19 protein-coding genes and 1 tRNA gene are annotated in these 23,575 nt (G+C 74.0%); 13 read left to right on the forward strand and 7 right to left on the reverse strand.

Features of this window, described 5'->3' with window-relative positions; all coding sequences use genetic code 11:
• Nucleotides 1–50: 50 nt before the first annotated feature.
• Nucleotides 51–371, reverse strand: coding sequence for a chaplin (locus tag ACZ55A_RS05530; protein ID WP_468834166.1), 321 nt, complete (start codon nt 369–371; stop codon nt 51–53).
• Nucleotides 372–778: 407 nt separating this feature from the next.
• On the opposite strand from ACZ55A_RS05530, the gene ACZ55A_RS05535 reads away from it, so the two are divergent.
• The 5 genes from ACZ55A_RS05535 to ACZ55A_RS05555 all read left to right on the forward strand — a co-directional run bounded on the left by ACZ55A_RS05535 (nt 779) and on the right by ACZ55A_RS05555 (nt 7,155).
• Nucleotides 779–1,729 (forward strand): hypothetical protein, encoded by a 951-nt coding sequence (locus ACZ55A_RS05535; RefSeq protein WP_468834171.1) that lies wholly within the window; start codon nt 779–781, stop codon nt 1,727–1,729.
• 116 nt (nt 1,730–1,845) lie between these two features.
• The gene (locus tag ACZ55A_RS05540) at nt 1,846–3,033 is read left to right on the forward strand and encodes a glycosyltransferase family 4 protein (protein WP_468834176.1); all 1,188 of its coding nucleotides are present in this window, start codon (nt 1,846–1,848) and stop codon (nt 3,031–3,033) included.
• A complete protein-coding gene (locus ACZ55A_RS05545; protein WP_468834179.1) occupies nt 3,030–4,514 on the forward strand; it encodes a sugar transferase in 1,485 nt (494 codons plus the stop codon). The genes ACZ55A_RS05540 and ACZ55A_RS05545 overlap by 4 nt, the downstream gene beginning before the upstream one ends.
• A 37-nt stretch (nt 4,515–4,551) precedes the next feature.
• Nucleotides 4,552–5,808, forward strand: a complete 1,257-nt coding sequence (locus tag ACZ55A_RS05550) for a glycosyltransferase (RefSeq protein ID WP_468834184.1) — start codon at nt 4,552–4,554, stop codon at nt 5,806–5,808.
• A gap of 39 nt (nt 5,809–5,847) precedes the next feature.
• Nucleotides 5,848–7,155 (forward strand): NAD(P)-binding domain-containing protein, encoded by a 1,308-nt coding sequence (locus ACZ55A_RS05555; protein WP_468834189.1) that lies wholly within the window; start codon nt 5,848–5,850, stop codon nt 7,153–7,155.
• A gap of 31 nt (nt 7,156–7,186) precedes the next feature.
• On the opposite strand, the gene ACZ55A_RS05560 is transcribed toward ACZ55A_RS05555, so the two are convergent.
• Entirely contained in the window at nt 7,187–7,747 is a 561-nt protein-coding gene (locus ACZ55A_RS05560; RefSeq protein WP_468834192.1) for a hypothetical protein, read from the reverse strand.
• A gap of 233 nt (nt 7,748–7,980) precedes the next feature.
• On the opposite strand from ACZ55A_RS05560, the gene ACZ55A_RS05565 reads away from it, so the two are divergent.
• Nucleotides 7,981–9,435 (forward strand): tetratricopeptide repeat protein, encoded by a 1,455-nt coding sequence (locus ACZ55A_RS05565; protein ID WP_468834196.1) that lies wholly within the window; start codon nt 7,981–7,983, stop codon nt 9,433–9,435.
• Between the two features lie 274 nt (nt 9,436–9,709).
• Here ACZ55A_RS05565 and ACZ55A_RS05570 read toward each other — a convergent pair whose 3' ends face one another.
• Entirely contained in the window at nt 9,710–10,303 is a 594-nt protein-coding gene (locus ACZ55A_RS05570; protein ID WP_468834199.1) for a histidine phosphatase family protein, read from the reverse strand.
• Between the two features lie 559 nt (nt 10,304–10,862).
• On the opposite strand from ACZ55A_RS05570, the gene ACZ55A_RS05575 reads away from it, so the two are divergent.
• The 6 genes from ACZ55A_RS05575 (at nt 10,863) to ACZ55A_RS05600 (ending at nt 16,807) form a co-directional block, all read left to right on the forward strand.
• Nucleotides 10,863–12,305: a hypothetical protein gene (locus ACZ55A_RS05575; RefSeq protein ID WP_468834203.1), complete on the forward strand. Its 1,443-nt coding sequence runs from the start codon at nt 10,863–10,865 to the stop codon at nt 12,303–12,305.
• Nucleotides 12,296–13,843 (forward strand): hypothetical protein, encoded by a 1,548-nt coding sequence (locus tag ACZ55A_RS05580; protein ID WP_468834208.1) that lies wholly within the window; start codon nt 12,296–12,298, stop codon nt 13,841–13,843. The genes ACZ55A_RS05575 and ACZ55A_RS05580 overlap by 10 nt, the downstream gene beginning before the upstream one ends.
• A gap of 127 nt (nt 13,844–13,970) precedes the next feature.
• Nucleotides 13,971–15,338: an AAA domain-containing protein gene (locus tag ACZ55A_RS05585; protein WP_468834213.1), complete on the forward strand. Its 1,368-nt coding sequence runs from the start codon at nt 13,971–13,973 to the stop codon at nt 15,336–15,338.
• A gap of 72 nt (nt 15,339–15,410) precedes the next feature.
• Nucleotides 15,411–15,794, forward strand: coding sequence for a hypothetical protein (locus ACZ55A_RS05590; RefSeq protein ID WP_468834218.1), 384 nt, complete (start codon nt 15,411–15,413; stop codon nt 15,792–15,794).
• A 208-nt stretch (nt 15,795–16,002) separates the two neighbouring features.
• Entirely contained in the window at nt 16,003–16,677 is a 675-nt protein-coding gene (locus ACZ55A_RS05595; RefSeq protein WP_468834225.1) for a bifunctional DNA primase/polymerase, read from the forward strand.
• Between the two features lie 56 nt (nt 16,678–16,733).
• Nucleotides 16,734–16,807, forward strand: a tRNA-Lys gene (locus ACZ55A_RS05600).
• A gap of 90 nt (nt 16,808–16,897) precedes the next feature.
• Here ACZ55A_RS05600 and ACZ55A_RS05605 read toward each other — a convergent pair.
• Nucleotides 16,898–18,139, reverse strand: coding sequence for a M6 family metalloprotease domain-containing protein (locus tag ACZ55A_RS05605; protein ID WP_468834230.1), 1,242 nt, complete (start codon nt 18,137–18,139; stop codon nt 16,898–16,900).
• A gap of 361 nt (nt 18,140–18,500) precedes the next feature.
• Here ACZ55A_RS05605 and ACZ55A_RS05610 point away from each other — a divergent pair, with 361 nt between their 5' ends.
• Nucleotides 18,501–20,297 carry a putative bifunctional diguanylate cyclase/phosphodiesterase gene (locus ACZ55A_RS05610; protein ID WP_468834238.1) on the forward strand — a complete coding sequence of 599 codons (1,797 nt, stop codon included), beginning with the start codon at nt 18,501–18,503 and terminating at the stop codon, nt 20,295–20,297.
• Nucleotides 20,298–20,413: 116 nt separating this feature from the next.
• Here ACZ55A_RS05610 and ACZ55A_RS05615 read toward each other — a convergent pair whose 3' ends face one another.
• From ACZ55A_RS05615 to ACZ55A_RS05625, 3 genes are all read right to left on the reverse strand, one after another.
• Nucleotides 20,414–21,586, reverse strand: coding sequence for an LLM class flavin-dependent oxidoreductase (locus ACZ55A_RS05615; RefSeq protein ID WP_468834243.1), 1,173 nt, complete (start codon nt 21,584–21,586; stop codon nt 20,414–20,416).
• Nucleotides 21,587–21,683: 97 nt separating this feature from the next.
• Entirely contained in the window at nt 21,684–22,409 is a 726-nt protein-coding gene (locus ACZ55A_RS05620) for a maleate cis-trans isomerase family protein (protein WP_468834249.1), read from the reverse strand.
• A 155-nt stretch (nt 22,410–22,564) separates the two neighbouring features.
• Complete coding sequence (locus tag ACZ55A_RS05625; RefSeq protein WP_468834255.1) at nt 22,565–23,479, reverse strand: maleate cis-trans isomerase family protein; 915 nt, start codon at nt 23,477–23,479, stop codon at nt 22,565–22,567.
• Nucleotides 23,480–23,575: the final 96 nt, after the last annotated feature.

Consider the following 23,575-nt stretch of genomic DNA (forward strand, 5'->3'; position numbering starts at 1 on the left):
GCATGTCATGACCCGTGCCGGACCGGGGGTGATCCGGGCCGGCTGTCGGGTCACCTGTTGATGCAGACGTTCCCGAACGCCGGGTTCAACGCCGCGACGAGGTTGAGGCTGTTGCCGCAGATGTTGATCGGGATGTTGATCGGGACCTGAATGTTGTTCCCGCTCAGGATGCCCGGGGAGCCTGCCACGAAGCCGGCAGCGTTGGCGCCGCCACGGTGGTACTGGCCGTTGTAGTGGCCGTGGTCGTGGTCGTGGTGGTGGCCGCGACCCCCGTGGTGACCGTCGCCGCTGGCAGATGCGATGCCTGCGCCGCTGACCACCAGGGCACAGCTGGCCGTAGCCACCGCTGCGGTCTTAACAAACCGCTTCATCCCATTCTCCTTTCAGTTCGCGAATGGGGCACCCGGTCACAACGAGCGAAATGCGTCAGAGATGCGGGCGTTCCCCCTTGCGCAAAATGCTTAGCCCTTCTGCCGGTTATCATTACCGCTTTTGGCAGTACATCACCCGGTCGCCGGATACCGGCATTCCGCCATTCGGGAGCCCCGGCCAGGGCCCGGCGTGCCTGTCCCGGTTTCCGACATGATTTCTGTCAGAGTGCTCTCCTGTTTGACTGATAGAAGGCGGAGAGGAAGACATGCGGAAGTCGATGCACCGCACCGGGCGCGGCGTCGTTTGCGCGCTGGCGTCCCTGGCATTGCCGGCCGCCCTGACTCCGGCGACCGCCGCTCCGGCTCCCGGGGAATCCGCACGTATTCCTTTCACCGAACGCTTTCATGTGACCCAGCACGGCGGTCTCGCCCGCGCCGCCAACTCCGCCCTCACCTGCGGCCGGACGGAGCGCCGCGCGGCCGCCGGCTGTGCGGCGCTCCAGCAGGACGGCGCCGGCGCCCACGGCCATTACCGGACGGCGTACATCGACATCGACTCCGACCGGCGCACCGACAACTCCAGCCGGGCCGAGCTGCGCCTCCCGGCCGGCTCCCGGATCAGCTACGCCCGGCTGTACTGGGGCGGCAGCCGGCCGGCGGGTGCACACCCGCCGGGCAGGGGCAGCGGCCGGGTGCTGCTCGCCGGGCCCGGCGGCCGGTACAAGAAGGTGCACGCCGACACCGTGACCGGCCACCGCACCGCCTCCGCCACCGACGCCTTCCAGGCCTCCGCGGACGTCACCGAGCTGGTGCGCAGAAGCGGCCCCGGCGCCTACACCGTGGCGCAGATCAAAGCGGCCACGGGCCGTTCCAGGACCGGGGCCTGGGGCGGCTGGACGCTGGTCGCGGCGTACGAGAACGACAGACTGCCGCTGCGCCGGCTCGCGCTGTGGGACGGCTTCGAGCAGCTGGGCGGCAACCGCCGGGCTCTTTCGGTACGGCTCAGGGAGCTGCGCATCCCGGCGAATTCAACCGGCCGGGCAGGTGTGGTGGGGTATGACGGCGGCCGCGGCAGCGGAAATGACCGGCTCTCCGTCCGGGCCGGCCGGAATCACCCGTTCGCACTGCACAACGCCGCCAATCCGGTGCACGACGTCATGAACTCGACCATCACCGAATTCGGCCGGGAGTCCGCCCGGAAGCCCGCCTACCGCAATACCGCCGGAATCGATTCCGATGTATTCGACCTGACGCCCGCACTGCGTTCAGGCGCCGAACGGCTCACTTTCCGCTTCACCGCCCGCAATCCGGGATATCTGCTCGGCGCGCTCTTCGTACAGGCCGATACCAGGCACTAGCCACCCGCCCCGGGAATTCCCGGAGCCGGACCCGCACCGCGCGGTCGGACCGCGTCCGGCGAGTCCACCAAGAGTCCGCAGAGAGTTCTGTCAGCCCGGAATCAGGGGAGCAGTGCGTGCTGGCACAAGACCTGTCGTCCCACGAGCGGCCCACGGTGCTCCATGTCTGCCGGCCCGTCGACGGCGGGGTGGCCCGGGTCGTCACCGACCTGGTGCGGGCGCAAGTGGCGGCGGGGGTGCGGGCCGTGGTGGCCGCGCCGGGCCACGGCGGGCTGCACCGGGACGCCGCCGCGGCCGGCGCCCGGGCGGTCTGCTGGCCGGCCCGCCGCACACCGTGCCCCGCACCGGCCGGTGAGACGGGGCGGCTGGCCCGGCTCTTCCGGCGGCTGCGCCCGGACCTCGTCCACACCCACGGCGCCAGGGCCGGACTCGCCGCCCGGCTCGCCGTACGCGGCCGGATCCCCACCGTCCACCAGCCGCACGGCTGGCCCTTCGAGCCGGCCGGCGGTACGGCGGCGCGGCTGGTGGCCGGCTGGGAGCGGTACGCCGCGCGCTGGGCGGACCGGGTGCTGTGTGCCAGCGAGCAGGAGCGGCTGCGGGGAGCCGAAGCGGGGGTGGCGGCCCGTTGGGCGGTGCTCCGCAACGGTGTGGACCTGGACCGCTGCTCGCCCGCGTACAGCGATGACGCCGCCCGGCGCGCGCTGCGCGGTGCGCTGCCCACGCTCGGCGGACTGCCGGCGCACGCGCCACTGGTGGTCTGTGTGGGCCGGCTGTGCGCGCACAACGGCCAGCGCTCGCTGCTGCGGGCCTGGCCCGCGGTGCTCACCGCCGTCCCGGAGGCCCGGCTGGTGCTGGTCGGGGACGGCCCGGACCGGGAACTGCTGTCTGCGGCCGCACCGCCGGGCGTGCGCCTCGCCGGCGCGGCCGAGGACGTCGTGCCCTGGTACCGGGCGGCCGACCTGGTCGTGCTGCCGTCCCGTGGGGCGGGCATGGCGCCGCCCCCTCTGGAGGCCATGGCCTGCGGCCGCCCCGTGGTCGTCACCGATGTCGGCGGGGCCCGGGAGAGCCTGCCGCCCGGCGCGGCGCCGCACTGTCTGGTGCCGCCCGCCGACCCGGCCGCCCTGGCACAGGCCGTACGCACCCTGCTGACCCGCCCTCAGCTGCGGACGGAGCTGGGCCGGCGGGCCCTGGCGCACACCCGGGCAACGGCCGATGTACGGCGCACCGCGGCCGCGGTCGTGGAGCTCTACCGCGAACTGCTCGGTGTGCCGTGCCCCGAGGCCAGGGGGCGGATCACCCGATGACGACGGAGCGCGCGGACGCGCCCCACTCCGCCCGGGTCCGGCCCCCGTCGGCGGGCCCCCCGCCCCCGGCCGCCGCGGTCCACCCGCCGCGCGGGCCGGCCGGCGAGACCCTGCTGCCCCGGGCCGGCCGCGGCGCCCGGTGGCGGACCGTCGCCCCGCTGACGGCCGTCGACGCTCTGGCCACCGGGGGCGCCGGGCTCCTCCTCGGGCCCGGTACGCCGCCGGCACTGCTCGGCGCCATGGTGGCGGCGCTGCTGCTCCTGCACGCCCGGGCCGGGCTCTACCGCCCCGGCCCGGCCCCGACCGCGCTGGGCGATCTGCCGGCGCTGCTGGGCCGGTCCGCCGTCTGCTGGTGCGCGGCGGGCGCCCTGCTGCCCGCCGTACGCCCTGGTCAGGCGCTGCCGCCGGCCCTGCTGGTGTGCGCGGTGGCGGCCCACACCGTGCTGCTGTGCGGGGTCCGGTCCACGGTCTACCGGGCGCGCCGCAACCTAGCCCGCCGCCGGCCGCGCGCCACGCTGATCGTCGGCACCGACCCGGCGGCCTGCCAGCTGGCCGCCGCGCTCCTGGCCCACCCCGCCTACGGGATGCGGCCGGTGGGCCTGGTCACGCCGGCGTCGATGCTCCCCGGCGCGCCCGAGGTGCCCCCGGCCGGTGCGGCGGGCGCGCTGCCCCGGCTCAGCTCGCCCCAGGACCTCACCCGGGCCGTCATCCGGCACACCGTGCGGGACGCGGTGTTCACCGTGTCGCCGTACGCTGATGCGCACACCGTCGCGCTGCTGCGCCGCTTCATCGACCAGGGCTCGGCGATCTGGCTGGCCGGTGCGGCGGCGGCCCGCGAGGGCAGCCCGCCGCATCCGGACCCCGACCATCTGTGGGGCTTCGCCTGCCGGCGGCTGGACACCGGGCCGCCGCGGCACGGCAGCCGGGCCAAGCGTGTGCTGGACCTCGTGCTGGCCGCGGGCGCACTGGTGGCCGCGGCGCCGCTGCTGCTGGGCTGCGCGCTGGCGGTCCGGATCGCGGACGGGCCCGGTGTGCTCCTCCGTCAGGAACGGACCGGCCGCGGCGGCCGCGGCTTCACGCTGCTGCGGTTCCGCACCCAGCCGGACGGCGGCGGCCCCGGGCCGGCGGTGGCGGACTCCCCCGCGATGAGCCGGACCGGCCGGCTGCTGCGGCGTACCTCGCTGGACGGGCTGCCCCAGCTGTGGAACGTGCTGTGCGGCGACATGAGCCTGGTCGGACCGCGCCCCGAGCGCCCCTTGTTCGTCCAGCGGTGCATCCGGCGCTGTCCGGAGTACGCCGGCCGGCACCGGATGCCGCCGGGCCTCACCGGGCTCGCCCAGGTGCACGCACGGCGCGGCGCCACCTCCCTCGAGGACCGCGCCCGCTTCGACAACCTCTATATCGACAGCTGGTCGCTGTGGCAGGACGTCCGGATCCTGCTGCGCACCGTGGCCTCGCTGTTCCGGCTGGAGGGCAGATGAGTTCCCCTGCCACTACCCCGACCCCAGGAGGCATCAGATGAAGGTTCTGCATGTCATCACGGGCCTCGACATGGGCGGCGCCGAGCAGCAGTTGAGGCTGCTGCTGCGCCGGCTGCCCGCGCAGTGCGAGGTCGTCACCCTGACCGGTCCCGGCCCGGTCGCCGAGGGCATCGAGGCCGACGGCACCCCCGTCACCCACCTCGGTATGACCGGCAACCGCGATCTGACCGCGCTCCCCCGCCTGGCCGGGCTGATCCGCGCCGGCGGCTACGACCTCGTCCACACCCATCTCTACCGGGCCTGTGTCTACGGCCGGATCGCCGCCCGGATGGCGGGGGTGCGGGCCGTCGTCGCCACCGAGCACTCCCTGGGCGACGCGGTGATCGAAGGCCGACGGCTGACCCGCGGTGTCCGTACCCTCTACCGGGCCACCGAGCGGCTGGGCGCGGCGACGGTCGCCGTCTCGGACACCGTCGCCGCCCGGCTGCGCCGCTGGGGCGTGCCCGAGCCGCGGATCCATGTGGTGCCCAACGGCATCGAGGCGCACCGCTTCGGCTTCGACCCGGCCACCCGGGCCCTGGTCCGCACCCGGCTCGGGCTGCCGGTGGACGCCTTCGTGGTCGGCGGCGTCGGCCGGCTGGTGCCCGGTAAGCGGTTCGACGTCCTGGTCCGCGCGGTGACCCAACTCCCCGGCGTACACCTGCTGTTGGCGGGCGAGGGACCGGAGCGGGAGATGCTGCGGCAGATGGCGCAGCAGTTCGGCTCGGGCGACCGCATCCACCTCCTCGGGGTGCGGGACGGCGCGGTCGACGCCGGCGACGGCAGCCGGCCGGACGGCTCCGGGCCCGACATCCCCGGCCTGCTCTCGGCCATCGACGTCTTCGTCTCGCCGTCCCCGGAGGAGGCGTTCGGACTGGCCGTCCTGGAGGCGCTGGCATCCGGGCTGCACGTCCTCTACGGCAGCTGCCCGGCGGTCGACGAACTGCCCGAGGACCAGGCCCCCGGCGCCCGCCACTTCAGCCTCGGCGTCCATGAACTGTCCACCGCACTACGCGAGTTGCAGCGCCAGGGGCCGGGCCGGCTGCCCGTCCCGCCGGTCGTGCGGCGCTATGACATCACCCGCAGCGCCGAGGCACTGATGTCCGTGTACGAGCAGGCGCTCGCCGCCGCCCCCGCCCGCAGGCGCACCCCCGCGCCGATCCCCGCACCCACCGGCCCGGCCGACCCCTCCGGCGTCCTCCCGCTGCCGGACCCGGCCCGGCCGCCCGCCCCGTCCCAGCTCTCCAACAGGTAGCCGGACCGCACCGCCCGATGAGAAAGAGCAGGAACATCCATGTACGACCTCGTGGTGGTGGGCGCCGGCCCCTACGGACTCTCGGTCGCCGCGCATGCGGCCGCGGCCGGTCTGCGGCTGCGGGTCCTGGGCCGGCCGATGGCCTCCTGGCGCGCCCACATGCCCGCCGGCATGCTCCTGAAGTCCGAGCCCGGCTCCACCAGCCTCTCCGCCCCGGGCGGCCGCCACACCCTGGCCGAGTACTGCGCCGCCCATGAACTGACCGCCGACCACGACGTCCCGCTGCCCCTCGACACCTTCACCGCGTACGGCAGATGGTTCGGCGAACGGGCGGTGCCCCGGATCGAGGAGGTCACCGTCACCGCCGTACGCCCGGACGGCGACGGCTTCCAGGTCGAGACGGACACCGACGAGCGGATCGCGACGCGGACCGTTGCGCTCGCCGTCGGCCTGCCGCCGTTCGCCAACCGCCCCTGGCCGCTGCTCGAACTGCCCCCGGAACTCGCCTCGCACAGCATCGACCACCACGATCTGAGCGGCTTCGCCGGCCGCGACGTCACCGTGCTCGGCGCCGGTCAGGGCGCGTTGGAGACCGCGACCCTGCTGGCCGAACAGGGCGCCAGACCGTACGTGGTGGCCCGCGCCGACCGGCTGCGCTGGGACGCCCCGCCGCAGCCGCTCCGACGCGGCCCGCTCCGGGCGCTGGGGGCCCCTCGCTCGGGGCTGGGCACCGGCTGGCCGAACTGGATGTGGTCGCGGGCCCCCTGGGCGGTACGCCGGCTGCCGTCGGCGACCCGGGTGCGGATCGCCGAGACCGCGCTGGGACCGGCCGGCGCCTGGTGGCTCCGGGAGCGCTTCGAGCCGACGGTGCCGGTCCTGCTGGGCCACCGCCTCCGGGCCGCGGTTCCCCATGGCGACGGGGTGCGCCTCCACCTCACCCGTACGGATGGCCACACCGAGACCGTCGGTACCCAGCACGTGGTGGCGGCCACCGGCTTCGTCGCCGATCTCGGACGGCTGCGGCTGCTCCACCCCCGGGTGCGCACCACCCTGCGTACGGTGGGCGGCAGCCGCGCGCCCGAGCTGAACTGGGGCTTCGAATCGTCCTGGCCGGGGCTGTTCTTCGCGGGGCTGCTGACCGCGCCGTCGTACGGTCCCTCGATGCGCTTCGTCCACGGCGCGGAGTTCACCGCGGCGCGGCTGCTGCGCGGCGTACAACGCCGGCTCGGCGACCGGCGCAGCGCCACCACGATCCCCCGCCCGGCGCGGGACAGCACACCGGCCACCCCGCGCCGCCCGGCGGCCCCGTCCGCCCCGGATGCGGCGACCGGCGAACCCGCGCACTAGAGCAACCGACGAACCCGCGCACTATTGGGCCTTACTGGCAGCGGTCGACGGCCTCGATCGTGCGGGCCGCCTCGCCGAGCGCCGCGCGCAGGACGGCCGGGTCGGTGGCCGCGGCGCCCGCGCCCTCCGGGGGGACGAGCCAGCCGGTGCCGGTCGCCGGGGGCTCACCCGTGGCCCCGGCGTCGCACAGCGCGCCCAGCGCGAGACCCCGGCCGGAGGTCTGGGTGCAGGCACTGCCCGGTACGTCCCAGCCGTCCGCCGTGCCCGGGGGCACCAGGAAGCCGAGGGTGTCGCAGGCACCGTCGTGCAGTACGGGACCGACGCCATCGCGCAGCCGCAGGATGTCCACGGCCTCCAGCCCCTGCCGCGCGGGCACCGTGACCAGGTCACAGGGCTGCCCCGGTGCGATCCCGCCGGCCCCGGCGCCCGCCCCGGCCGGGACGCCGCTCGGGGCGACCCCGCCGTGCGCGACCCCGCCGTGCGCGACCTCGCTCGGCACGACCACCCTCTGCCGACCGCCGGCCTGGCCCGCGGACCCGTTGCCGCCCCTGCTCACGCCGGTCTCCCACACGGAGAACCCCTCCTCCTGCACGCCGGACCCTTTACACCGACTTCAACGGTCAGGCATGTCAACAGCTACGGCGGCGTAACGCTGCAAAGGATGGCAGTTCATGGCAGATCGCGCGCGAGATATCCGATTTGTAGCCAAACTGTGCGTATCGGAGTCGTCACAGCCGGTACCGTCGTCCCGCCGCACCGCCAGGAGGCGGCACCGCCACAAGATGGCACGGAGAGGGCACGGAAAGGGCACCGAGAAAGGCAGCCATGACGTCGCCAGCAGCAGGTTCAGCGTCGTCCCGCACCGTACCCGCCCGCCCGAACACCGCTTTCCGACAGCTGCGCGGCCGGCTGTCGCCAGGCGAGTTCGCGGCGGCGGTCCGACGGGCCGCCCGTGAGATCGGTGAGCAGGTCTCGTGCGACGCCCGCTATGTGGGCCGCGTCGAGTCCGGGGAGATCAGATGTCCGAACTACGCCTACGAGCGGGTGTTCCGGCACATGTTCCCCGGACTGACGCTGCCCGACATGGGCTTCGCGCCGCGCGAGGCGGTACGCGGACGGGGGGCGCGTACGGCGGCGGTCAGCGCCGCGCCCCTGGCACCCGAACCCGACCACCGCGATACCTGTATCCAGATCTTCGAGGAGAGCGACGTGCTGCGTCGCGCGTTCATCACCGGCGGCCCGGCAGCCGCCCTGGGCTTCGCCGCCCTGCATCCGATCGAGGCCGCTGCCGCCGCCGCATCATCCGCCCAAGTACCGGTGCCGCGCACACCGGCCGGCGGCCGCGCCGGTGCGGCCGAGGCGACCGCCGTCGAGGAGGCCGTACGCCGTATCCGGCTGCTGGACGACCGGCACGGCGCGGAAGGCATCTACCGCCGCGCCACCCAGCCGCTGCGCGCCGCCTACGAGCTGCTGGACTCCGGTGTCCAGCGCCGTTCGGTCTCCGACCGCCTGCACTCCGGTGCGGGTGAACTCGCCATCACCGTCGGCTGGTTGGCACACGATTCGGGCCGCTTCGACGACGCCCGCTCGCACTACGCGGAGGCGTTGGCCACCGCCCGGGTCTGCGGCGATGCCGCCCTGGAGGCACACGCCTTCTGCAATACGGCCTTCCTCGCCCGCGACGCCGGCCGGCCACGGGAGGCGGTCCGCGCCGCCCAGGCCGCCCAGCAGGCCGCCAAACGGCTCGCCTCGCCACGGCTGCTGTCGCTGCTGGCACTGCGCGAGGCGGGCGGCTGGGCGGGGCTCGCGGACCGCTCCGGCTGTGAGCAGGCAATGGCCCGGGCGGAGCGGCTGTTCGCGGCCGGGGCGCGGGACGGCGATCCGGAGTGGATGACGTTCTACGGGGAGGCGGAGCTGGCGGGCCTGGAGGCGCAGTGCTGGTCGGCGCTGGGCGACGCGGAGCGCGCGGCGGAGTACGCACAGCGGGCGGTGGCCCTCCAGGATCCGCACTTCACCCGCAATATCGCCCTGTTCACCGCGGAGCTCGCCGACGACCTCGCGGACAGCGGTGCGCCTGAGGAGGCCGCGGCGGCCGGGGGGAGGGTGCTGGCCCTGCTCGCGCAGGTCCACTCGGCCCGCATCCGTACGATGCTCGACCGCACGGCTCGTACGCTGCGGGCACACCGCCACAACCGCCCGGTCGCCGACTTCCTGGAACGGCATACGGCATCGGCCGCCCCTTCCGGTGCGGGGCCGGCGGCGCCGGGCTCCGCGTACTGACCGGCCAACACTGGGCCGCTGGCCGACCGATGACCGGGCGGTGGCCGGGCGGTGGCCGGGCGGTGGCCGGGCGGTGGCCGGGCGGCGACTACCGACGACCACTGGTGACGGCCGTTGACCGCCGTGATCCGCCCTGACCGGTCACGTCGTGGGCCGTCACGTCGTGGGCCGTCACGTCGTGGGCCGTCGTGGCCGTTACCTCGTGGCCGGCCGGATCGGGGGGCGGATCGTGGCGTCAGGTCGTGGCGTTGGGCAGGGGGCGGTCGGCGGCGGGTCAGCCCAGGTGGCCGGTGTCGTTCCAGCGCTCGATCGCCGGTTCGCCGTAGGCCCAGCCGAGCACCGAGAGGGACGTCGGGTCCAGCCGGATGCGGGCCGCGAAGGAGATGTCCAGGCCCAGCCAGCGGGCGCCCAGGGAACGCAGGATGTGGCCGTGCGCGAAGACCAGCACATCGCGCTCCGCCGACCGCGCCCAGGCGACGACCTCGTCCGCCCGTGCGGAGACCTCGGCGAGCGTCTCGCCCTCGGGCACCCCGTCGCGCCAGATGAGCCAGTCCGGCCGCCCGGCCTTGATCTCGGCCGGGGTCATGCCCTCGTACGCGCCGTAGTCGACCTCCATCAGCGCGTCCCACTCCTGCGCCCGGTCGCCGAACCCGGCCAGCTCACAGGTCTCCTTCGCGCGCACCAGGGGGCTGGTGCGGACCTCGACGCCCGGCAGGCCGTTCCAGGGGGTGTGGTGCAGTCGCTCGCCCAGCAGCTTGGCGCCGCGCCGGCCCTCGTCGAGCAGCGGGATGTCCGTACGGCCGGTGTGCTTACCGGAACGGGACCACTCAGTCTGCCCGTGTCTGGCCAGGAATATGCGCGGTGCCATGGTCGTACCTCTCGCCGATCGCTCGGCCGGTCGTTGCTCGGTGCGGGCAGCGTTGACCGCGGGGTTTTCATTCTCGCGCACGGGGTGGGTTTGTCCGCGGGTGGGGAGGGGAGGGAGGGGGCTTCGCCTGGAGGACGGGGCAGCCGGGCCGCGGAGGGCCGGGGCAGCCGGGCGGGGAGGGCCGGGGGCTCGGCCGGGAGGTGCTCGGGCTCGGGTGCCCTCCTCCCCCCACCCCCGAACCCACCCCCGCCCCCTCCCCCGAAGGGGGAGGAGGGGGAGGGGGCGGGGGAAGCGCAGGGAGCGGCCTGCGGCATGCCTCGCCGGTCGGGCCCCACGCCTTGGCGCCGCGCCTCGCCGGGCCAGGTCCGCGCCCTGGTGCCGCACCTCGGCGGCCGGGTCCGTGCCCTCGCGCCGCGCCTCGGGTCCGCGCCCTCGCGCCGCGTCTCGGGTCCGCGCCCTGGTGCCGCGCCTAGCCGGTCCGACTCCATGCCCTGGTGCCGCGCCTCGGCGGGCCGCCTCCACCCCCTGGCGCCGCGCGATTCCGTGGTGGGGGCCTCGTATGTCAGTGCCGGATGCGAGACTTCGGCAGGTGAACGTTTCCCGCGACAGTCGACCCGCGTCGGCCGCTCCTCCGGCGGAGCCGCCGGCGCCGACAGCGAGCCTGCGGTGGGGGGCAGCTCCCGGCGTGAGCCGGGCGAGACTCACCGAGCTGCGCGGCCCCGGCGTACTCCCCCGCTCGCTGGACGCCCGCGCGCTCGCCGCACTGGCCGCCAACCCCGGCTGCCGGCGCCGCGCGCTGCTGGACGGCGCGGGCGTAGACAAGGGCGCGCTGGCCCAGGCGCTGGGTTCGCCCGCCCCCTATGGCCAGTCGCAGTTCGCGATAGTGCGTGGCCATGCGTTCGAGGCGCGGGTGAAGGCCGACGGCGGTACGGAGCTGCTGCGGCTGCTGCACGAGCGCCTGGCTCCCGGCACCCCGCCGCCCGAGCCGGACGCGGTGGCCACCCCCGATCTGTCCGCGGCCGGTCCCGAGGGCCGGGCGGCGCGTACGGCGCTGGCGCTGCGCGAGGCGACCGCGGCCGGCGGCTGGGCGCTGCTCGACCACCCGATGCTGGCCGTCGAGGTGGCCGGCTCACCGGCCTATGTGGAGCCGGATGCGGTGGTGGTGCATCCCGACGGCAGCTGGACGGTCGTCGAGATCAAGTCCTTCCCGATGATCGATGGTTCGGCGGACGCCGCCAAGGTGGGCGCGGCCGCGCGGCAGGCGGCGGTGTATGTGCTGGCCCTGGAGCGGGTCGCCGGGCATACCGGCGCGCACACCGGCCGCCCGGTGCGGGTGCGCGACCGGGTGCTGCTGGTGTGCCCGAAGGACTTCTCCAACCTCCCGACGGCCGCGGCCGTCGACGTCCGCAAGCAGCTCGCGACGACCCGGCGGCAGCTGGCCCAGCTGACCCGGGTGGAGGAGATCGCGGCCGGTCTCCCTGCGGGGACGACGTTCGATCTGCGGCTGGCGGACGACGGGAAGACCGCGACCCGCCCCGCGGAGGAGCTGGCCGAGGCGGTGGAGGCGGTCGATGCGGCCTACGCCCCCGAGTGCCTGGCCGCCTGTGAGCTGGCCTTCCACTGCCGTAAGCGGTCGCGTCAGCAGGGCGCGGTGGAGGCGCTGGGGCGCGGTGTACGGGGCGAGTTGGGCGGGCTGCGGACGATCGAGGAGGTGCTGGCGGCGGCCACCGCCCCGGAGGCGGCGCCCGGTGAGCGGTACGACCTGACCGCCCCGGACGCCCCGGACGCCGTGGATGCCGTGAGTGCCGTGGATGCTGCGGATTGCCCTCGCCGCACCCTTCACCACGACCCCGACAGCCCGGACACCCCCACCTCCGTTCCCCACGACCCGGACGACCCGGCCGTCCGCGCGCTGCGCCGGGCCGCCGCGCTGCGGGCCGAGGCGCTGGCCGGAGCCGCCGGGGTACCGGCACCGCGAGCGGAGGAGCCGGGATGTCGCTGATCGAGACGCTGGCCAGGATGGAGGCAGTGGCGGCGGGTCGCGCCCAGCCGCGGTGCACGGTCCGCCACCGTCATCTGTCCGAACGCCCGCTGGTCCTCGTCCCGTTGACGACCGCGGGTGAGGCCGGCGCCCCGCTGGGCGCGCTGGTGGGCACGGACCGTGAGAAGCCCGTGCTGCTGGCCGTCCCCCAGCCACGCGACCGCGATCTGCGGTTCGCCTTCCTCGCCGAACTGGCCGAGGCGGTGCTGCCGTACGTGGACGGCTACGCGGACGCCATCGAATGGGAGGAGCGCAAGGAGACCGACCCCGAGACCGGCAAGAAGGTCCCGGTGCAGGTCGAACTGTGCGCGGACGCACCACAGTTGATCGTGCCGAGCGCCGCCGGCATCGAGTTCGTACGGCTGCTGGGCCGGTCGATGCGGTTCCGGCGGACGGCCGAGCAGGAGCCGGCCGCGCCGTATCCCGCACCGCCGCACGTCCCGCTGCTGGGCCGCTGGCTGACGCACTTCGGCGAGCGGGCCCGGGTGCCCGGCGCCTGCCTCCTGCTGTCCATGACGGGCCTGCTGACCCGCCATTGGGCGACCGGGCAGAGCGCGCTGGAGGATCAGCACCTGGGCGCGCTGCTCGCCTGGATCGATCCGCCGCCGGGCGTGAGCGGCCGGGAGGCGGCCGAGCGCGCGGAGTCGGCGCGGGACGCGGACGGGCAGCTGCTGTGCCCACCGGCCGGCCCGGCCACGGAACCGGCGTTCGACAACCGGCTGCTCGCACCCGCGATGGCCCGTTACGACGCCGGGCTGCCGGGCGCCGAGGACGCGCTCCGGACCCTGGTCGAGGGCCAGTTGCGGCCTACCTGGGACGCCGTGTGGCGGGGCGTCGATCTGCTGCGGGCGTTGCCGCCGGGCGCCCGGGTGGCGGACCGGTGGAAGCGTGACCGCTGGTCGTACACGGCGCACCGGGACCGGGTGCGCGCCGGGGAGCCGCCGCAGCCCAAGCAGGACGATGCGGTCACCGCCGCACAGAAGCTGTCCGCACGGGAGACCGCGCAGGCCCAACTGGACGCCCAGGAAGCGCTGGACGATCCGCTGGTGATGGCGGGGCGCCGACTGGCCGGCGAGGCGTTCCGTGGCACGGTCACCGCCGTGGAGAGGGCGATGTCCGAGGGCAAGCGCCCGATGCCGCGTCCGCTGGTCACGCTCCGGACGGCGGACCACCCCCAGCTGTCCGAGGGCGTCAAGCTCTACCGCCCGCTGGCGGACGGCAAGACCCAGACCGCGGAGTTCGTGGCCTACGCCGGTGGGCCGGGTGCCGTGGTGGTGCGGCTCACGGGCGGGATGGGGCGCGGTAAGACCCCGGAGCCCGGTTCGGTGCCGGAGCCGGACGAGGCGGTGTGCTGGACGCTGTTCGAGCACGCGCCGCGCGGCGGGCCGGAGTTGCCGGACCCCGAGGACACGCCCTGGACGCACGGCGGCCCGCCGCCGAGTGCCGGGGAGGCACCACACGAGTCCCCTGACCCCGTGACCGCGGAGGACTTCCTGTGACGCCCTCCCGCCGTCCAGCCGCTCACCGTCCGGCCGCCAGCCGCCCGGTCTCCCTCCGTCCGGCCGGCCATTCGACCACCCGCCATTCGACCGCCCGTCACTCGACCAGCCTGGAGAGCACCGCCGTATGACGGCCACCCAGGACCCGTACGCCACGGCTTCCCGGTCCGCCTTCGACCCCGCCGCCGCGGCCGCCACGGCCACCGACGCGATCCTGCACGACACCCTGCACAGCACCCGCCGCGGTGTGGTCGTCGACTCCCCGCCCGGCGCCGGGAAGTCCACCCTGGTGGTCCGCGCGGCCCGCGAACTGGCCGCCGCGGGGCGCCCGTTGATGGTCGTGGCGCAGACCAACGCACAGGTCGACGACCTCGTGCTGCGGCTCGCCGCGAAGGACCCCGAGCTGCCGGTCGGCCGGCTGCACAGCAGCGAGCCGGGCGCCTTCGACCCGGCGCTGGCCGACCTGCCCGCGGTGCGGACGTCCGCCAAGGCCGCCGATCTGGCCGGGATGGACATCGTCGTCTCGACGGCCGCCAAGTGGGCCTACACCAAGGTCGACGAGCCCTGGCGGCACGCCATCGTGGACGAGGCCTATCAGATGCGGTCGGATGCCCTGCTGAGCGTGGCCGGGCTCTTCGAGCGGGCGCTGTTCGTCGGCGATCCGGGGCAGCTGGACCCGTTCAGCGTCGTCGGCGCCGAGCAGTGGGCCGGCCTGGCGTACGACCCTTCGTCGAGCGCGGTCTCCACCCTCCTGGCCCACAACCCCGATCTGCCGCAGCACCGCCTGCCGGTCTCCTGGCGGCTGCCCGCCTCGGCCGCACCGCTGGTCTCGGGCGCGTTCTACCCGTACACGCCGTTCCGCAGCGGCACCGGCCACGCCGACCGCCGGCTGTCCTTCGGTGTGCCGGGCGACGGTTCGGGCGTGGACCGGGTCCTGGACGAGGCCGCCGAGTCCGGCTGGGGCCTGCTGGAGCTCCCCGCCCGCCATACGCCGCGTACGGATCCGGAGGCGGTACGGGCGGTGGCCCTGGTGGTGCGGCGGCTGCTGGACCGCGGCGGGGTGGCGACCAGCGAGCAGTCGGACCGTCCCGCGCCCCTGACGGCGGACAGGATCGCGGTGGGCACGGCCCATCGCGATCAGGCCGCGGCGGTCCGCGCCGCACTCGCCGGTCTGGGGGCCGGCGATGTCACGGTGGACACCGCCAACCGCCTCCAGGGCCGCGAATTCGACGTCACGGTCGTCCTCCACCCGCTCTCCGGCCGGCCCGACGCCACCGCCTTCCACCTGGAGACCGGCCGGCTGTGCGTACTGGCCTCCCGCCACCGCCACGCCTGCATCGTCGTCTGCCGCGCCGGCGTCGCCGACCTCCTGGACGAACACCCCTCGACCGAACCGGTCCGCCTGGGCGTCACGGTCAAGTTCCCGGACGGCTGGGAGGCGAATCACGCCGTGCTGGCCCACCTGGAGGAGCACCGGGTGCGGTGGCGGCCCTAGGGGTGTCGCCCTTAGGGCCTACTTGCGCGGAGCGGGACAATGGAATGCGGCACACGATCTGGAGGTAGGTACATGTCCGAGCCGCGACCGGCTCCCGACCCACGCGGTATGGCGCCCGGCCCCCGGCGCATGAGGCCCGCGCAGTTGCTCTTCGAGCCGCCCGAGGCCGTAGCCGACCCCGAGCACTTCTTCGACCTGGAGTCGATAGAGGACCCGCGCGAGCTGCTCAGCCGCGCGACGGAGCTGACCCTGGCCTTCCGCGCCGCGGCCGACCGCGCCACGGAGTTCCAGGCACTGGCGGCCGCCCAGCTGGCCGACCCCAGCCGGTTCGACCGGCTGCCGCTCGCCGTGCTCGCCGAGCAGGCCGAATGGACCGAGGACTATGCGCAGAAGATGGTCGAGTTCGGCCGCAGCCTGATGCGGAGCGGCACCACCCTGCTGGGCGACATGGACTGACCCCTCCCGGCCCCACCGATCACCACCGGCCCCCACCGACCGATCACACCCACCCCACCCACCTCACACGCCCCGCTTACGGCTCATGGTCCATGACCATGGGCCGCTGGCATATGCGAAGGAGGAAAGATACCGGGCCCACCACCGCCCCGTCCGGATTTCCGCCAATCGGCTAAACCCCCTGTGCCACCTGGGTAGACCTGTCCCCATGAGCGACTGGCTGCCTGAGATCCCCCGCACCCTGGCCTTTCCCACCACGGCATATGTGACGCTCGCAGGCGCCGAATGGCTCGCCTCGGCCAGCCCCCGTCCGGACGAGATGCACGAGCTGTGGGCCCTGGAGCCCGCCGCTCCGAGCGTGCTGCCGTGCGGTACCGCCTTCGACGTGATCAACGCCCCGGCGCTCTTCGGGCGGCGCATGGTGGACCGGTTATGGTCCGACGGCCCCGGCTCGGGGCCGGTGGCCATGCACCGCGGGCGGATCCTGCTGTTCGCCGCCCCGGGCACGGCCCAGCGGCTGCCGGCGCTGCTCGTCTGGGAGGAGTGGGGCAAGGCCGTGCCGCCGCTGCTGTGCCACGGCGCCGGCGACGCGGTGACCATCCCGCCGCTGCACCCCCACCCCGGGACCGGCACCGCGCAAGCCCGGCCCGCGTACACCGACACCCCGTCCGCGTACGGCGCCCCCACCGCCCCGCCCGGTGACCCGGCCGACCCCGCGTCGCCCTCCGGCTCCCGCTGGCTGGTCGCGCCGGACGTCCGCAAGCCCTGGCTGCCCGGCCCCGACGTGCTGCTGTGGGCCTGTGTCCGAGCGGCCCGCGCGGCGACCGGGGTGCAGCGGGAAACCGCAGCTCAGCACCCCGTTCCGGCGCTGGCGCAGGGCTGAGACAAACCGATTTTTGTCCTCCCCGACCATGATGCTAATGTTTTCCCCGTCAGCAGGCGCCGCTAGCTCAGTTGGTTAGAGCAGCTGACTCTTAATCAGCGGGTCCGGGGTTCGAGTCCCTGGCGGCGCACAGACGGTCGAAGGCCCTCACTCCGGTGAGGGCCTTCGTCATGTCCGGACGGATCACGCCGGGTGCGCCGTGCCTGCCACCGGTGGGCCGTCAGCTGCGGCCGACCTTGACCGCCCAGTCCCCGTCGCTCGACCGCCCCGCGACCTGGATGCGTACGCCGTCCTCGGGGTCGTCCAGGCTCTCCCCCACGCCCAGTGGCGCATCCGCGAGCGGCGGGTAGACGGAGGTGCCCCAGCAGGCGGAGGTGCCGGGATGGCCGTCGAGGACGTGCACCGGCCCCGACCCGGAGGGGGTCCCGCTGTGCACGCGGTAGACCAGGACGCCCTCGGAGCACAGCGAGCGGTCATTGCCCGCGGCACGGCGCGCCTCGATGGCCAGCGCACTGTCGTGGCCGGTACGGACGACCAGAAGCCGGGGGCGGCGCTGGCTGCGGGGCTCCTTGGGGGCGGACAGGCTCCGTAGCGAGTACATGGTGCGGCCGGTCAGATCGACGCAGTCGACCTGGTTGTCGGCGATCCAGCCGAGCTTCCACTTGTGCCAGGCGAAGGGGTCGGGGGCCAGTCCGAACTGGCTGCCCATGAGATCCCAGTCACCCACATAGGTGTCCCAGTCACCCTTACCGTCCCTCTGGGGGCGGTGATAGAGGTCCGGCAGATCGAAGACATGACCGGTTTCGTGGGCAAGAACGTTGCGATCCGGCGGACTCTGCTCAAAGACGGTGACGAACCGGCGCAGATCACGGTCATCGGCGTGCATCGGCTGATCGAGATTGACGACCTTGGTGGCGTCCGAATCGACACCGGGAGCGTCCGGATCGGCCACGAAATAGACCATGTCGTACCGGCTGAAGTCCACCGACGGATCGGCGGCGGCGACCGCGTCGTGCAGATAGGCCGCGCGCCGCCCGGCGTCCCAGTCGCGCTGTATCCCGTACGCGGCCGAGGAGCGGGGCATCGTCACCCACGACCGGTGGACATGCGGGTGCAGCCGGAACCTGCCGTACGAGGCGCGCTCGAAGAAGGCGGAGGTGGCGGGGAAGTAGTCGCGCGAGAGCTGCTGCGGGGCGGCGGTGGGCCGGGAGTCGGGGAAGGAGAGGTAGATCATCACCGCGTTCAGCGGCCGGTCCGGGCGGGTGTAGGAGCCGTTCCAGCTGTCGACGCCCTCGGAGTGGTGGGCGTCGGTGCGGCCCAGTGCGCAGGAGAGGGTGGCCTCGGAGGCGGTGGCGGGGCCGGCGACGATCGACGTCGCGATCAGCGCGCTCAGGGATGTCACGACGGCCGCCACGCGCCGCAGGCGGCGGTCCACCCCGTCGGACGTCCGGGCGCGCGGCACACATACCTCCAGGGACGGATTCGGAGACCTCATCTACCCTGTGGCGATTTAATGCTATTCGTCCTGTTTCGAAGGACCAGACGAGTGATCGGCGCGTCCCCGCCATCCCGTTACGGAAAGTCACAAACGACCAAGGGGGCAATCGGCGCGAACAGAGCCGGACAGAAATGGCTGAAGTTCCGTCATGCGTGCCGACGATCACGGCTGCGTCGCTGGATCGGCCGTTGTGCCAGCCTCTATGATCGCCACACTTTCCAGCGCGAGAAGCACCCTCCATCACGAGACCAGCGCCATGCGGGAGCGAGCAGTGAGCGGACACCCCGACAGCCCGGGCCGCACCCCCGGAGCGACACTGCCCTCAGTGACGGAGCGTAACGGTACGACCAAAGAATCCACCGACGCCCAGGCGGCCCCCGCCAGCCGGTGCGATGACGCCGCCGCCTCGCTCGGCGACTATCGCGCCGCCTTCTACGCCGGGCGCCTGGCCATGGCGGTGCTCAACCGCGACGGTCTGGTGCTCGCCGCCAACCCCGCCTTCGGAGAGCTGGTCGGCACCGACCCGGAGGAGCTGGTCGCCGCCACCGCCGCCGACCTCACCGACCTCGGTGCCGACCCACGGGTGTGGACGGCCTACCGCGAGGTGCTGTGCGGCCGCAGCGACCGGCTGCGCTGTACCCGGCGCCTCAAACACCCCGAAGGGCAGTCCGTCTGGGTGGAGGTGACCGTCGAGCCGTTGACGCCGGAGCCGCTGAGCGGCGAGGAGCGGATGCTGCTGTCGGTCGCGGACATCAGCGACCGGCACGATCTGCTGGCCCGGCTGCGGCACCTCCAGATGCACGACCCGGTGACCCGCCTCCCCAACCGGGCGCTCTTCTTCGAGCGACTGTCCACCGCGCTCGAGACCGCCGCCTTCGAGCCGGCCGGCACCGGCCGGATCGGACTGTGCTACCTCGACCTGGACGGCTTCAAGGCCGTCAACGACACCCTCGGACACCGGGTCGGCGACCGGCTGCTGAGCGCGGTGGCCCAGCGGCTGACGCGCTGTGCGGAGAGCGCGGCGGACCGCGGTACGGGCCGCGGCGGTCATCTGGTGGCGCGGCTCGGCGGGGATGAGTTCGCACTTCTGGTGGAGGATTCCACCGGCACCGACCAGCTCGCCGAACTGGCCCAGTGCGTCCTCGACGCGCTCCAGCGCCCGTTCGACCTGGCCGGGCAGCGGCTGTCGGTGTCGGCGAGCATCGGCGTGGTGGAGCGGGCCGCCACCGGCACCACCGCAACCGGTCTGATGCAGGCCGCGGACACCACGCTGTACTGGGCCAAGGAGGACGGCAAGGCCCGCTGGACGCTCTTCGACCCGGAGCGCAACGCCCACCGGATGACCCGCCAGGCGTTGTCCAGCACACTGCGCCCGGCGGTCGACCGGGGCGAATTCACCCTGGAGTACCAACCACTGGTCGGACTGGGGGACGGCCGGGCGCAGGGCGTGGAGGCGCTGGTGCGCTGGCGGCATCCGCAGTTCGGGACGCTGCCGCCGAATCGGTTCATCGCGCTGGCGGAGGAGAACGGCGCGATCGTGGAGCTGGGCCGCTGGGTCCTGGAGCGGGCCTGCCACCAGGCGCGCGCCTGGCAGCTGGCGCACCCCGATGGCCAGCCGCTGTTCGTCAGCGTCAATGTGGCCGTGCGTCAGGTCTGGGACTCCGACCTGGTCGCGGACGTCGCCGGAATCCTCGCCGAGACCGGGCTGCCGCCGGAGCTGCTCCAGCTGGAGCTGACGGAGTCCGCGGTCATGGGCTCGGCCGGCCGCCCGCTCCAGGCCCTCCAGGCGCTGAGCGACATGGGCGTACGGATCGCCATCGACGACTTCGGCACCGGCTACTCCAACCTCGCCTACCTCAGCCGCCTCCCGGTGTCCGTACTGAAGCTGGACGGCTCCTTCGTCCGCGGCTTCCGCTCCCAGGAGCACCCCAACCCGGCGGACGAGATGATCGTCGAGGCACTGGTGGCCCTGGCGCACCGCCTGGGCCTCACGGTCACCGCCGAATGCGTGGAGAGCGCGGAGCAGGCGGAACGGCTGCGCCGGATCGGGTGCGACACGGGCCAGGGCTGGCTCTACTCCCGGCCGGTGGCACCGGACCGGGTCGCGGCGCTGTTCATTTAGTCCCCACGTTGCGGTTAGGGCCGTCGGTTCTTCCGCCGGACCCTCGCTCTGGGGGTTGCACCCCGCGGCGAGGGTCCGGCGGAATCCATGACGGCCTCAGCCACCACGTGCGGCGCCTACATCCCGTACGCGTCGGCGATCAGGTCGTACGACCTGAGCCTGGCCTCGGCGCCATGGGCGTTGGCCGTGAGCATCAGCTCGTCGGCGCCGGTGCGCTTGGCGAGGTCGTCGAGGCCCTGGCGGACCACGTCGGGGGTGCCGTGGACCACGTTGCCGAGCCAGTTGTCGACGAAGCCGCGCTCCAGCTCGTTATAGGGGTACGCCTCGGCCTCCTCGGGGCTCGGGACGAGGCCGGGACGTCCGGTGCGCAGCCGGACCATCGACAGGGCCCCGGTCATGACCTGGCGGCGGGCCTCCCGCTCGTCCTCGGCGGCCAGCGCCGCGACCCCGATCAGCGCGTACGGCTCGGAGAGCACGTCGGAGGGGCGGAAGGAGGCGCGGTAGAGGTCGAGTGCGGGGAGGGTGCCGGCCGCGGAGAAGTGGTGCGCAAAGGCGAACGGCAGGCCGAGGGAGCCGGCAAGCCGGGCGCTGAAGCCGGAGGAGCCCAGCAGCCAGAGGGGCGGGCGGTGTACGGACCGGACGCCGCCGGGCGAGGTGGCCTGGACCGGGCCGGGCACCGCGTGGATCCTGGCGTACGGGTGACCGTCGGGGAAGGAGTCGTCCAGGAAACGGGTCAACTCGGCCAGCTGCTGCGGGAATTCCTCCCCTCCGCCCTCGCTCGGACGGCCGGTCCGCCGGAGGGCCGCGGCGGTGGCGCCGTCGGTGCCCGGCGCGCGGCCCAGACCGAGGTCGATCCGGCCCGGGGCCATCGCCTCCAGGGTGCCGAACTGCTCGGCGATGACCAGCGGGGCGTGGTTGGGCAGCATGACACCGCCGGAGCCGAGCCGGATCCGTTCCGTGTGCGCGGCGAGGTGGGCGAGCAGCACCGCGGGTGAGGAGGAGGCGACGCCGGGCATGGAGTGGTGCTCGGCGACCCAGTAGCGGTGGAAGCCGCGGCGCTCGGCCGTACGGGCGAGGTCGACGGCGGTGCGCACCGCATCGGCGGCGGTGCGGCCGGCGCCGACCGTGACCAGGTCGAGCACGGAGAGCGGGACCGCGGCACTGCCCCGGGCGGTGCCGCGTATCTCCCGCCCACCGGCCGGTGTCTCCCGCCCGCCACCCGGTGTCTCCGCTCCGCCGTTGCGGAGTGCCTCGCCGCTGCCCCGGGTCTCGTCGTCTTCGCCGCTCACGGGCGGGTCCTCCTCGCTTGGTGCTGGGTGTGCGAGGAGGACAACCGGAGACCATCTCCACTTATTCCCGGGTCAGATTCCGGGCGGAGGCGGGCCGCTACACGTCGGCGCCGCGTGAGAACAGCGTCCCCAGCGCGGGGCAGGAGAGCGTCCGGTCCAGCAGCCGCAGCCCCTCCCAGGCCGTCACCTGATTGGCGGTGAGGACCGGTTTGCCCAGCTCGGCTTCGAGGGCCGGCAGATGCGCGGCGGTGTGCAGGGCGGTGTCCGGCAGCAGGACGGCCTCGGCGTCCGGATGGTCGCCGGCCCGGGCGAGGGCCAGCACCTCCTCGCGGCCCCAGGTGCCGACCTCGGCGGCGGTGATGATCCCGCTGCCGCGGGTGGAGACGACCTCGGTTCCGGCGGACTTCAGGAACGCACGGAAGTACTCGGCCACGTCCTCCGGGTACGTCGCGGCGATCGCGACCCGCCGGGCACCGAGCGCCTGGACCGCGTGGGCGAAGGCGAAGGAGGTACTGGAGGCGGGCAGGCCGGCGGTGACGGACAGCTCCCTGATCTGTTCCTGGGCGCCCTCCCAGCCGAAGACGAAGCTGGCGCTCGTACAGGCCCAGACGACGGCCTGGGCGCCGCGCTCCTTGAGCTCCGCCACGCCGGCCGCCAGCCGGGCGGCCGAGCCCATCTCCAGCAGCGCGTCGACGCGGTGGGCGTCCTCGCCGATATCGGTGTGCACGAGCGGCAGACGCACCGCGCCGCCCAGGATCGTCTCCAGCCGGGGGTAGTCGTCCTCGGCGGAGTGGCCGGGGTAGAGGAAGCCGACCGATGCCATGCAGGTCTCCCTTGCGTGTACGGCTGCGGGTGCCGGGTCGTTCGTGGGTGCGGGGGTGTTGACGGGTGGGGCGCCGCCCCTGGGGAGGAGCGCTGCCGGCGATACGGCGGGCGACGCCGGCAGCATCCGGTGTGGGGGTCGGGTTCGGACCGGCCTCAAACCGGGGGCAGCGGACCGGGATCCTCGGGTGGGCAGGGCGCGGTGTCGAGGCCTTCCACCGGATCTCCCTCGGGGGGCGCGACCGGTCCGGCGAAGGCGGCCTCGGGGGTTGCCCGCGGGGCTCCCGGTCCCGGCCCGGCCGGCTCGGACCCGGTCATCGCGGCCGGACCGCGCCGTGCCACCGGATCGAGCAGCGCCTGGTACGGGCCCACGGCCTCGACGCCGATGGCGCGCAGTGCGGCCCACATCGTCACCTGGTTGGCGGACAGCACCGGCATCCGCAGCTCGGCCTCAAGCTGCGGGATGACGTCGTAGGTCGGCAGGTTCGTACAGCTGATGAAGAGGGCGTCGGCGGAACCGACGACGGCCGCGCGGGCCATGTCGACGACGTCGCGGTAGGGCACCTTCCAGATGTGCCGGGTGAGGCCGAGGTAGGCGCGGCCGGTGACCGTGATGCCTGCCTCGCCGAGATAGTGCTCCAGGGAATCGGTGACCGATTTCGTGTACGGCGTGACCACGGCGATGCGCCGCGCACCGATCTCGCGCAGCGCCTCGACCAGTGCGCCCGAGGTGGTGAGGGAGGGAACCTCCCCGGCCTGGACCATGGCAGCGCACATGGCCCGCTCGCCCGCGACCCCGCCGACGAAGCTGCCGGAGGTGCAGGCATAGCAGATGACCTGCGGTGATACCGCGCACAGCGCCTGGACGGCAGCGTCCAGTGTTTCGTGCTCGCTGACCAGACGGGCCAGGTCGAGGCTGACCTCGACGGGCACGAAGGGGGTTCGGGTGAGGTGGAGGGACACATCGTCGGGCACCCAGCGCCACAGCTCGCGGTCGAGCGCGAAGTCAAAAGGGGCGACAACGCCCACACCGAGCTGAGGCTGGGGGCCACCCAGAAAGGAGACGTCCATTGAAGGCCCCTAGAAAACGAAGGGCTGATGGCCAGGCCAGTGGCCGAGGAAGGAGGTGCAGCCGGAGCAAGCCGGGACGTCGGGACAGATGCCGTT

The organism is Streptomyces sp. NPDC034111 (assembly GCF_055575375.1).

What these genes read in the sequence shown, in the direction of transcription:
- ACZ55A_RS05620 (WP_468834249.1), bottom strand. Translation starts at nt 22,409, where the DNA reads ATGGCATCGGTCGGCTTCCTCTACCCCGGCCACTCCGCCGAGGACGAC.
- ACZ55A_RS05570 (WP_468834199.1), bottom strand. Translation starts at nt 10,303, where the DNA reads ATGGCACCGCGCATATTCCTGGCCAGACACGGGCAGACTGAGTGGTCC.
- ACZ55A_RS05555 (WP_468834189.1), top strand. Translation starts at nt 5,848, where the DNA reads ATGTACGACCTCGTGGTGGTGGGCGCCGGCCCCTACGGACTCTCGGTC.
- ACZ55A_RS05595 (WP_468834225.1), top strand. Translation starts at nt 16,003, where the DNA reads ATGAGCGACTGGCTGCCTGAGATCCCCCGCACCCTGGCCTTTCCCACC.
- ACZ55A_RS05575 (WP_468834203.1), top strand. Translation starts at nt 10,863, where the DNA reads ATGTCAGTGCCGGATGCGAGACTTCGGCAGGTGAACGTTTCCCGCGAC.
- ACZ55A_RS05550 (WP_468834184.1), top strand. Translation starts at nt 4,552, where the DNA reads ATGAAGGTTCTGCATGTCATCACGGGCCTCGACATGGGCGGCGCCGAG.
- ACZ55A_RS05590 (WP_468834218.1), top strand. Translation starts at nt 15,411, where the DNA reads ATGTCCGAGCCGCGACCGGCTCCCGACCCACGCGGTATGGCGCCCGGC.
- ACZ55A_RS05585 (WP_468834213.1), top strand. Translation starts at nt 13,971, where the DNA reads ATGACGGCCACCCAGGACCCGTACGCCACGGCTTCCCGGTCCGCCTTC.
- ACZ55A_RS05545 (WP_468834179.1), top strand. Translation starts at nt 3,030, where the DNA reads ATGACGACGGAGCGCGCGGACGCGCCCCACTCCGCCCGGGTCCGGCCC.
- ACZ55A_RS05565 (WP_468834196.1), top strand. Translation starts at nt 7,981, where the DNA reads ATGACGTCGCCAGCAGCAGGTTCAGCGTCGTCCCGCACCGTACCCGCC.
- ACZ55A_RS05625 (WP_468834255.1), bottom strand. Translation starts at nt 23,479, where the DNA reads ATGGACGTCTCCTTTCTGGGTGGCCCCCAGCCTCAGCTCGGTGTGGGC.
- ACZ55A_RS05580 (WP_468834208.1), top strand. Translation starts at nt 12,296, where the DNA reads ATGTCGCTGATCGAGACGCTGGCCAGGATGGAGGCAGTGGCGGCGGGT.
- ACZ55A_RS05530 (WP_468834166.1), bottom strand. Translation starts at nt 371, where the DNA reads ATGAAGCGGTTTGTTAAGACCGCAGCGGTGGCTACGGCCAGCTGTGCC.